This window comes from Kitasatospora phosalacinea (assembly GCF_030268885.1).
Lineage (GTDB): Bacteria > Actinomycetota > Actinomycetes > Streptomycetales > Streptomycetaceae > Kitasatospora > Kitasatospora phosalacinea_C.
The window spans coordinates 294,104-303,557 of the sequence record NZ_BSSA01000007.1 but is presented as its reverse complement, the minus strand read 5'-3'; the positions used below and the strand labels follow the sequence as shown (position 1 = coordinate 303,557).

The 9,454-nt window shown below is 73.9% G+C and carries 8 protein-coding genes; 7 read left to right on the top strand and 1 reads right to left on the bottom strand.

Translation table 11 applies throughout. The annotated features are described in order from the left end of the window. The first annotated feature begins 153 nt into the window (after window positions 1-153). Entirely contained in the window at window positions 154-786 is a 633-nt protein-coding gene (locus QSK52_RS13830; RefSeq protein WP_285736290.1) for a hypothetical protein, read from the top strand. An 18-nt stretch (window positions 787-804) separates the two neighbouring features. Here QSK52_RS13830 and QSK52_RS13825 read toward each other — a convergent pair whose 3' ends face one another. Next, entirely contained in the window at window positions 805-1,578 is a 774-nt protein-coding gene (locus QSK52_RS13825) for an SDR family oxidoreductase (RefSeq protein ID WP_285736289.1), read from the bottom strand. A gap of 105 nt (window positions 1,579-1,683) precedes the next feature. Between QSK52_RS13825 and QSK52_RS13820 the strand changes: the two genes are divergently transcribed. The 6 genes from QSK52_RS13820 (at window position 1,684) to pstS (ending at window position 9,304) form a co-directional block, all read left to right on the top strand. Continuing rightward, complete coding sequence (locus QSK52_RS13820; protein ID WP_285736288.1) at window positions 1,684-2,340, top strand: TetR/AcrR family transcriptional regulator; 657 nt, start codon at window positions 1,684-1,686, stop codon at window positions 2,338-2,340. Window positions 2,341-2,546: 206 nt separating this feature from the next. Further along, entirely contained in the window at window positions 2,547-3,467 is a 921-nt protein-coding gene (gene mshD / locus QSK52_RS13815; RefSeq protein ID WP_285736287.1) for a mycothiol synthase, read from the top strand. 298 nt (window positions 3,468-3,765) lie between these two features. After that, window positions 3,766-6,213, top strand: coding sequence for an RNA degradosome polyphosphate kinase (locus QSK52_RS13810; protein WP_285736286.1), 2,448 nt, complete (start codon window positions 3,766-3,768; stop codon window positions 6,211-6,213). An 89-nt stretch (window positions 6,214-6,302) separates the two neighbouring features. After that, on the top strand, window positions 6,303-7,370 hold the full coding sequence (locus tag QSK52_RS13805; protein WP_285736285.1) for a CHAD domain-containing protein: 1,068 nt from the start codon (window positions 6,303-6,305) through the stop codon (window positions 7,368-7,370). 40 nt (window positions 7,371-7,410) lie between these two features. Further along, window positions 7,411-7,917 carry an NUDIX hydrolase gene (locus QSK52_RS13800; RefSeq protein WP_285736284.1) on the top strand — a complete coding sequence of 169 codons (507 nt, stop codon included), beginning with the start codon at window positions 7,411-7,413 and terminating at the stop codon, window positions 7,915-7,917. 244 nt (window positions 7,918-8,161) lie between these two features. Then, window positions 8,162-9,304 carry a phosphate ABC transporter substrate-binding protein PstS gene (gene pstS / locus QSK52_RS13795; RefSeq protein ID WP_285736283.1) on the top strand — a complete coding sequence of 381 codons (1,143 nt, stop codon included), beginning with the start codon at window positions 8,162-8,164 and terminating at the stop codon, window positions 9,302-9,304. The last annotated feature ends 150 nt before the right edge of the window (window positions 9,305-9,454 follow it).

Below are 9,454 nucleotides of genomic sequence, written 5' to 3'. Positions count from 1 at the left end.
AAGCCTCACAGCGCCGATGGTACTGCAGGGGGGACCCTGTGGGAGAGTAGGACGCCGCCGAACAATCTTTCAGAGAAAGCCCCCTGACGGGATGTCAGGGGGCTTTCTCGCGTTTCCGGACCGGAAGTCGGAAAGCGGAGGAGGAGGAACGCGATGGGATTCACCGGGGTGTGGGTGGTCGCGGCGCTGCCCGACACCGAGTTGGCGCGGCTCCCGGAGGCGGACGAGCTGTTCGTGCCGCCGGTGGAGGTCGGGGGTGAGCGCACCTGGTGGGAGGAGGTGCACGAGCGAGGGCGTGCGGGCCGGGGTACTCGTAGGTTGTGGGAGGACGAGGACGCCGATCGGCTCGGGCGGTTGATCGGCGGCTGGTACGGGGAGACGGGCCCGGCGGAGGAGTTCCGCGGGGCGGTGATGGGGCAGTTGGAGGGGTGGGGGCCAGAGCCGGAGCCGGAGTGGTTCTTCGCTGCGGTGGCGCGGAAGGCGTTCCCGTTCGGGGCGTTGGCGTACGGGGTGGGGCCGGGGGCGGTGCTGGCGTTGCCGGGGTGGTTCGGGGAGTTCGTGCTGACCGCGGATCAGGTGCGGGAACGCCTCCCGGAGTTCGAGGCGGCGTTGGAGTGGTCGGGGGAGGAGCGGGAGCGGGTCCTCGACCGGTTGCGGGCCTGGTTGGCGGATCTCGGGGATGCGCCGGACCACCCGGCCGAGGAGTTGCTCGACGGTCCGCTGCGGGTGGCGCGGTGGGCCGCCGCCCGGGGCTGGGGCCTGGTGGGGGTCGCGCCGGTCTACTGAACCGAACGGAGGATCGACTCAGAGCCCGGCGCCGCCGGTCGCGTCGATGGTGCGGCCGGTGACCCAGCGGGCGTCGTGGGAGGCGAGGAAGGCCACGACGTCGGCGATGTCGGTGGGGTCGGCCACGCGGTTCAGGGCGGCGAGGGAGGCGGCGTGGGCCTGGGCGGCGGGGTTGTCGCGGAGCCAGGCGGCGTTGACGTCGGTGTCGACGATGCCGGGGTGGACGGAGTTGGCGGTGATGCCGCGGGGGCCGAGCTCCTTGGCGAGGTTGAGGGTGAAGGTGTCCAGGGCGCCCTTGGTGGCGGCGTAGGCGATGATCTCGGGCATCGCGATGCGGGCGGCGCCGCTGGAGACGTTGATGATGCGTCCGCCGTCGCGCAGGCGGGGGAGGGCCTGCTGGACGAGGAAGAAGGGGGCGCGGACGTTGACGGCGAAGACTTCGTCGAAGGCTTCCTCGGTGAGGTCGGCGAGGGCGGCGCTGCGGCCGATGCCGGCGTTGTTGACCAGGATGTCGAGGCCGTCGTCCTCCAGGTGCGGGGACCGGGTGTCGTCGTAGGCGGCCCAGAGCCGGGCGGCGTCGCCGTGGGTGCCGAGGGGGGCGTGGACGAGGAAGGCGCGGCCGCCGCGGGCGCGGATGCCGTCGAGGACGGCGGTGGCGGCGGAGTGGTCGCGGGCGTAGGCGAGGGCGACGGTGGCGCCGTCGTGGGCGAGGCGTTCGGCGATGGCGCGGCCGATGCCCCGGGAGGCGCCGGTGACCAGGGCGGTCTTGCCGTCGAGCGGGCGTGCGGGCATGGCGGTTCCCTTCTCTCGGCGTCACCCATTTGTTGAGTGATCGCTCAAGAAAGAAGCTAGCACGCTCCGGCGGATTTCTTGAACGGTCGCTCTAGAATGGTCGGCATGACACCGGAGGCGACGAGGACGGCCGGGACTACCGGGACGACCGGGACGGCGGCGAAGCGGGGCAGGCCGCCCGCGTTCGACCGGACGGCGGTGCTGGCGGCGGCGACCAGGCTGTTCTGGGAGCGCGGCTACCAGGCCACCTCGGTGGGCGAACTGACCGGGGCGATGGGGATCAAGCCGGGCAGCCTGTACGCGGCGTTCGGAGACAAGGCGGCGCTGTTCCGCGAGGTGGTGGAGGGGTACGGGCGCTCCCCGGAGGGCGGGTTCGTGGGGGTGGCGCTGGCGCAGGAGGCGTCGGCGCGGGCGGCCTTCGCCCGGATCCTGCGGGAGGCGGCGCGGATCTACCCGGACCCGACGCATCCGGCGGGCTGCCTGGTGATGAACGCGGCGGTGAACACCGCGGCCCAGGACGAGGAGGTGGCGGAGTTCCTGCGCGGGCTGCGGGCGGAGAACCTGCGGCTGTTCGAGGAGCGGCTGACGGACGCCGAGCGGCTGGGTGAGCTGCCGCCGGGGACGTCCCCGGCAGCGCTGGCGCGGTACTTCGGGACGGTGCTGCAGGGCATGTCGCAGCGGGCCAGGGACGGGGCGGACACGACGGAGCTGGCCGCGACGGCCGAACTGGCGCTCGCGGCCTGGCCGCCGGAACGACCGTAGCCGCCTAACGACCGTACCCACCGGAACGACCGTACCCACCGGAACGACCGTACCCACCGGAACGACCGTACCCACCGGAACGACCGTGGCCGCCGGAGCCCCCGGAACGACCGGCACCACCGGAGGAGCCGCCGGGCGACGGCCGACGGCAGGGATCGGGGGAGCGCCCGTACGGAAAGCCGGGCGGAGAACGTACGCTCGCTGGTATGCGGACTTCTGAGAACACGTCAGGTGCGGGCCGGGTCGAGCGGGTCGAGGTGCTGACGGCGGAGCAGGCCGGGCAGGTGCGGGAGCTGCTGGCGGCGGCCGCCCGGGCGGACGGGCGGGAGGCGGTGTCGGAGGCCGGGCGGCTGCGGATCCGGCCGGACAGCCCGCGCGAAGGGGTGCGGCACCTGCTGCAGCCGGTGGACGGCACGGTGGTGGGCTACGCGCAGGTGGAGGGGGAGCGGCCCGGGACGGTGGAGCTGACGGTGGCCCCGGCCGAGCGCGGCCGGGGCCTGGGCGGCGAGCTGGTGCGCGCGGTGCTGGCCGGGGCCGACGGCGGGCTGGACTTCTGGGCGCACGGCGGTCTCCCGGCCGCCCGGCACCTGGCCGAGGTGCACGGGGCGGTGCTGGTGCGCGAGCTGCGCCAGATGCGGCGCACCGCGCCCGCCCCGGACGCGGTGCCGCTGCCCGCGGGCGTGCGGTTGCGGACCTTCGAGCCGGGCCGTGACGAGTCGGCCTGGCTGGCGCTGAACGCGCTGGCCTTCGCGCACCACCCGGAGCAGGGTTCCTGGACGGAGCGCGACCTGGCGGAGCGGATCGCCGAGCCGTGGTTCGACCCGAAGGGCTTCTTCCTGGCGGAGCGGGACGACCGGTTGGTGGGCTTCCACTGGACGAAGGTCCAGCCGGACGGGCCGGGCGAGGTGTACGTGGTGGGGGTGGATCCGGCGGAGCAGGGTAATGGCCTGGGTAAGGCGTTGACGGCGGTGGGTCTGCGGCACCTGGTCCTGGAGCGCGGCCTGCCGACGGTGATGCTGTACGTGGACGCGGACAACGCGGCCGCCGTCCGGGTGTACGAGCGGCTCGGGTTCGAGGTCCACGAGGTCGACCTGATGTACCGGTGGCAGCCGTCCGGTCCGCGCTGAGCCGGCCGGACGCGGGCGGAAGGGAGCGGCGGAAGGGAGCGTCCGTTAGCAGCCACGGGGGTGACGGACTCAGCTTTCCTCCTGGCCATGCGGTGTTTACCGTGGATTCAATTGACGCCGCGAAGATCACAGAATGTCGTCCGTATTGCCGCGTCCGCGTCACCGCTCCACCCACCGCCCCTCCGGGCGGGTCCCGGCGTCCCCGGGCGGGTGGACGTGGGTCGACGAGGACGAGCAGCCTGCGGAGTCATGCCCTTCGCCCCGCCGGGGCCGCGTCCTGCAGGAGGAGCTGGAACCCATGAGCATCCCCCGCCCCGTCACCGACTCGGCCGGTCCGGTCGAGCGCAGCAGTGAGCAGAAGCCCGCCGTGCGGTCGGGCGCGAGGTCCGGGTCCGGCGCCCGCGGCAGGACCGCCGCCGGCAAGGACGCCGGCAAGGACACCGGGAAGGACGCCGGCAAGGACACCGGGAAGGACGCCAGCAAGGACACCGGCAAGGACGCCGACAAGCAGGCGCGGCCGCGTCCGGTCCCGGTGCGCGGCAAGGCCGGGGCGGCCGGTCCCGAGGCGGAGTCCGGCGCCGGGGCGCCGCGGGCGGCCACGGCGCTGCCCGCCGCGGTGTCGGCGGCCTTCCTGGCGGGAGCACCGGGCGGTGCCGGCGCCGCGGAGGAGGCGGAGCTGCCGCAGGGCCGGTTCCTGGACCGCGAGCGCAGCTGGCTGGCGTTCAACGAGCGGGTGCTGGAGCTCGCGGAGGACCCGGACGTCCCGCTGCTGGAGCGGGCCAAGTTCCTGGCGATCTTCGGGTCCAACCTGGACGAGTTCTTCATGGTGCGGGTCGCGGGCCTCAAGCGCCGGATCGCCACCGGGGTGGCCCAGCGCTCGGCGTCCGGCCTGCAGCCGCGCGAGGTGCTGGACCAGATCTGGCGGCGCTCGCGCGAGCTGATGGCGCGCCACGCGGCGACCTTCCAGCAGGAGGTGCTGCCGGACCTGGCGGCCGAGGGCATCGAGCTGGTGCGCTGGCCGGACCTGGCGGAGAGCGAGCAGGCCCGGCTGCACACGCTGTTCCGGCAGCAGATCTTCCCCGTCCTGACGCCGCTGGCGGTCGACCCGGCGCACCCGTTCCCGTACATATCGGGGCTGTCGCTGAACCTGGCGGTGGTGGTCCGCAACCCGGTGTCGGGGCACAAGCACTTCGCCCGGGTGAAGGTGCCGCAGTCGCTGTCCCGCTTCCTGGAGGCCTCGCCGCAGCGGTACGTGCCGCTGGAGGACGTGATGGGGGCGCACCTGGAGGAGCTGTTCCCGGGGATGGAGGTGCTCGCCCACCACGCGTTCCGGGTCACCCGCAACGAGGACCTGGAGGTGGAGGAGGACGACACCGAGAACATCCTGAAGGCGCTGGAGAAGGAGCTGATGCGGCGCCGCTTCGGCCCGCCGGTGCGCCTGGAGGTCGAGGAGTCGATCGACCCGTACATCCTGGACCTGCTGGTGCGGGAGCTGAACATCACCGAGGCGGAGGTCTTCCCGCTGCCCGGGCCGCTGGACCTGACCGGGCTGTTCGGGATCGCCGACCTGGACCGGCCGGAGCTGAAGTACCCGAAGTTCGTGGCGGGCACGGCGCGCGGGCTGACCGACGTGGAGTCGGCGACGCTGCCGGACATCTTCGCCGCCATGCGCGAGCGGGACGTGCTGCTGCACCACCCGTACGACTCGTTCTCCACCTCGGTGCAGGCGTTCCTGGAGCAGGCCGCCGCCGACCCGCACGTGCTGGCGATCAAGCAGACGCTGTACCGCACCTCCGGCGACTCGCCGATCGTGGACGCCTTGATCGACGCGGCGGAGTCCGGCAAGCAGGTGCTGGTGCTGGTGGAGATCAAGGCCCGGTTCGACGAGCAGGCGAACATCAAGTGGGCCCGGAAGCTGGAGGAGTCCGGCTGCCACGTGGTGTACGGACTGGTCGGGCTGAAGACGCACTGCAAGCTGTCGCTGGTGGTCCGCCAGGAGGGCGACACGCTGCGCCGCTACTCGCACGTCGGCACCGGCAACTACCACCCGAAGACAGCCCGGCTGTACGAGGACCTGGGCCTGCTGACGGCCGACCCGCAGGTCGGTGCGGACCTGTCGGACCTGTTCAACCGGCTGTCGGGCTACTCGCGGCGCGAGTCGTACCGGCGGCTGCTGACCGCGCCGCGCGGGCTGCGGGACGGGCTGGTGGCGCGGATCAACGGGGAGATCGCGCACCACCGGGCCGGGCGGCCCGCCTTCGTCAAGATCAAGGTCAACTCGATCGTCGACGAGGTGGTCATCGACGCGCTGTACCGGGCCTCGCAGGCCGGGGTGCCGGTGGACGTGTGGGTGCGCGGCATCTGCGCGATCCGGCCGGGCGTGCCGGGGCTGAGCGAGAACGTCCGGGTGCGGTCGATCCTCGGGCGGTTCCTGGAGCACTCGCGGGTGTTCGTGTTCGGCAACGGCGGCGACCCGGAGGTGTGGATCGGCAGCGCCGACATGATGCACCGCAACCTGGACCGCCGGATCGAGGCCCTGGTGCGGGTCACCGACCCGGCGCACCGGGCCGAGCTGAACGGGCTGCTGGAGCTCGGCGTCTCCGACGAGACCGACTCCTGGCACCTGGGCGCGGACGGCACCTGGACCAGGCACGCGCAGGACGCCGAGGGCCGCCCGCTGCGCCACGTCCAGGACCTGCTGATCGACTCGCGCCGCCGCAACCGCGGCTCCGCCGCCGCGCGCTGAGCGGCACCCCGCCCGCGCCGGGAGCCCCGGCGCGGGCGGACTGCACCCCTGGGGCAGGCCCAGGGAGGGAATCGGGGAGAGCCACAGCCATGACCGATGCGCCGACGACGGCCCCGGTGGCGCGCACCGCGACCGCCGGGGAGGTCCTTGCCGGCTACCTGACCGCCCAGGCGGGCGCGTTCCTGCGCGCCCTGCCGCAGGTGGTCGGCGAGGCGGGGTCGAGACCGGGGGCGCTCCCGGCGTCGGCGCAGGCCGCGGACGACCTGCTGCGCGCGGTGCGCCGGGTCGGCGGGGCGCTGCACACCTTCGCGGCGGCGTTCGACCCGCAGTGGGCCCAGGAGTCGCGCACCGAACTACGCTGGCTGCTCAACCTGCTCGCCCAGGAGCCCGGCTACCAGCGGCGCGCGGTGCGGCTGACGGGCGCGCTGGACTCGCTGGCCGACGCCTCCCCGGAGGGGGCGGGCATGCTGGCCGGGCACGCGGGCGCGCCCAAGGCCCGGGCGCTGCTGGAGCGGCAGCTGACGCTGGCCAGGACCCGGGCGCACACCGCGCTGCTGCAGGAGCTGCGCTCGGCCCGGCTGCACGCGCTGGCGGACCGGATGACGCTGCTGGCCGGGGAGGTGCCGCTGACCGCGGCGGCCGCGGAGCCGGCCGCGGCGCTGCTGCCGCAGACCGCGGCGGCGCTGGCGGCGCTGCTGGGCGCGGGCGAGCGGCTGCCGTGGCAGCGGGCGGCGCAGGCGTACGGCGGGGCGGGGCTGCACCGGCTGGGCGGGACGGCGGCGGAGCCGGGCGCCGTCCCGGCGGCGCGTGCGGCGGCGGACGCGGACGCGGCGCTGGCGGCGGACGACGCGCCGTGGCTGCGGGCCCGGATCCTGGTGAAGCGGGCCCGGTACGCGCTGGAGGTGTGCGGCGCGCCGGGCGGGGGCCTGGCGGAGCTGGACGGGGTGCTGGCCCGCCACCAGGAGGCGTCGGACGCGGCGGCGACGGTGGCGACGGCGGCGCGCACGCCGCGGATCACCCCGGCGACGGCGTACGTGCTGGGCGTGGTGCACGCGGACCAGCGTTTGGCGGTCGAGTCGGCCCGGTACGCTTTCGGGCGCCAGTGGCCGGGGGTGGCCCCGGGACTGGTGGGTCCGGTGGCGGTGCTGCCGGGCTGAGGACCTCGTCGCCCCCGCCCGGACGGACCGCGTACCACTGATGCCCGATCGCCCCTCCCCGCCCGCCCCCGCCCCGGTCCGGTCGGGCACCGCCCGCCTCGACCGCCGTCCGGCGGCGGGCTCCCGTTCGACGGTGCTGGCGGCGGGGGCGGTGCTGTGGGTGCCGGGGCCGCCGAAGAAGGGCGGCAAGGGCCGCAAGAAGCCGCGGATCGCGCTGGTGCACCGGCCCAAGTACGACGACTGGAGCCTGCCGAAGGGGAAGCTGGACCCGGGGGAGGGCTGGCGGGCGGCGGCGCTGCGCGAGGTGCTGGAGGAGACCGGGATGCGCTGCGTGCTGGGGGCGGAGCTGCCGGCGCAGCACTACCTGGCGCACGGCCGCCCCAAGGAGGTCCGGTACTGGTCGGCGGTGCCCACGGGTGGCGCGTTCCGGCCCAACCGGGAGGTGGACCGCCTGGAGTGGCTGCCGCCGAAGCGCGCCAAGGAGCGGCTGACCCACCCGCGGGACCGGGTGCTGGTGGACGCGCTGCTGGAGCTGCTGCTCGGCTGAGGGCCGTCCGGGTGGTTCGCACAGGTCGTACGGGTGATCTCACCGCGCCCCCACCGTGACGCAACCGTTACTACCGGCCGCAGTTTCCTGACGTCCCTTCGAGGTTCACTCCCCGTTCATTTGCGTCGGGCTGACGCGTCACCTGTCCTGCCTAACTTCTGGGTTACCGGAGGGCCGGAAGGGCCCCGGACCACAGCAAAACCGGTCGTTCCGAGACCGGCATTGCCTCAGAAAGGGACACCCAGTGAACCTGCGGAACGGCCGCTCCAAGGCCCTCGCCATCGGTGCCGTCGCGCTCGTCTCCACGCTGTCGCTCTCGGCTTGCGGCACGGACGACAACACCTCGAAGACCACCTCGGGCTCCTCCACCGGTGGTTCGACGGCGGCCGCTCCGGCCAAGATCGCCTGTGCCGACAAGGGCGGTCAGCTGCTGGGCGCCGGTTCGACCGCGCAGGCTCCGGCCATCGACGTCTGGAAGGCCGCCTACAGCGCCGCCTGCTCCAGCGCCACCCTGACCTACTCCGGCGGCGGCTCCGGTGCCGGCGTCACCCAGTTCAACCAGGGCAAGGTCGCCTTCGCGGGCTCCGACTCGGCCCTCAAGGCGACCGAGGTCGACGCCTCGAAGGCGGTCTGCACCGGCGGCCAGGCGATCGACCTCCCGATGGTCGGCGGCCTGGTCTCGATCGTCTTCAACATCGAGGGCGTCGACAAGCTGGTCGTGGACGGCCCGACCCTGGCGAAGATCTTCGACTCGCAGATCACCAAGTGGAACGACCCGGCGATCGCCGCCCTGAACCCGGGCGTCAACCTCCCGGCCGCCGACATCCAGGCGATCCACCGCTCGGAGGACTCCGGCACCACCGCCAACCTGACCGGCTACCTGGCCAAGGCCGGCGGCGGCAACTGGAAGTACCCGGCCGCCAAGTCCTGGGCGGGCCAGGGCGGCCAGTCCGCGAACGGCTCCGCCGGCGTCGCGGCCCTGGTGAAGCAGACCAAGAACTCGATCTCCTACGTCGAGCTCTCCTACGCCCAGACCAACAAGCTGAACAGCGCCGCGATCAACACCGGCGCCTCCAAGCCGGTCGAGGCCACCGCCGCCAACGCCGCCGCCACCCTGGCCTCCGCCAAGGTCGTCGGCACCGGTGCCGACCTGGCGCTGGACATCGACTACGCGACCAAGGCCGAGGGCAACTACCCGATCACCCTGGTCACCTACGAGATCGTCTGCGACAAGGGCAACAAGGCCGACACCCTGCCGGTCCTGAAGTCCTTCCTGAACTACACCGTCAGCGACGCGGGCCAGCAGGCCATCGGCGCGGTCGGCTACGTGCCGCTGCCGGCCGAGCTCGCGGGCAAGGTCAAGACCCAGATCGACGCCCTCGCCTGAGGCTGAGCGACGACCGGCCGGGCGGCCCCCCGAAGGAGGGGGGAGGGGCCGCCCGGCCGGGGCATTCGTCCGCACGCACCACCACCACGAGAACGTCCGGGGCACCGCCGCCAAGGTGCCGCCCTCCGCGGGGCAGCGCCGCCAGACCGG

What these genes read in the sequence shown, in the direction of transcription:
- mshD (WP_285736287.1), top strand. Translation starts at nt 2,547, where the DNA reads ATGCGGACTTCTGAGAACACGTCAGGTGCGGGCCGGGTCGAGCGGGTC.
- QSK52_RS13805 (WP_285736285.1), top strand. Translation starts at nt 6,303, where the DNA reads ATGACCGATGCGCCGACGACGGCCCCGGTGGCGCGCACCGCGACCGCC.
- QSK52_RS13800 (WP_285736284.1), top strand. Translation starts at nt 7,411, where the DNA reads ATGCCCGATCGCCCCTCCCCGCCCGCCCCCGCCCCGGTCCGGTCGGGC.
- QSK52_RS13820 (WP_285736288.1), top strand. Translation starts at nt 1,684, where the DNA reads ATGACACCGGAGGCGACGAGGACGGCCGGGACTACCGGGACGACCGGG.
- QSK52_RS13810 (WP_285736286.1), top strand. Translation starts at nt 3,766, where the DNA reads ATGAGCATCCCCCGCCCCGTCACCGACTCGGCCGGTCCGGTCGAGCGC.
- QSK52_RS13825 (WP_285736289.1), bottom strand. Translation starts at nt 1,578, where the DNA reads ATGCCCGCACGCCCGCTCGACGGCAAGACCGCCCTGGTCACCGGCGCC.
- QSK52_RS13830 (WP_285736290.1), top strand. Translation starts at nt 154, where the DNA reads ATGGGATTCACCGGGGTGTGGGTGGTCGCGGCGCTGCCCGACACCGAG.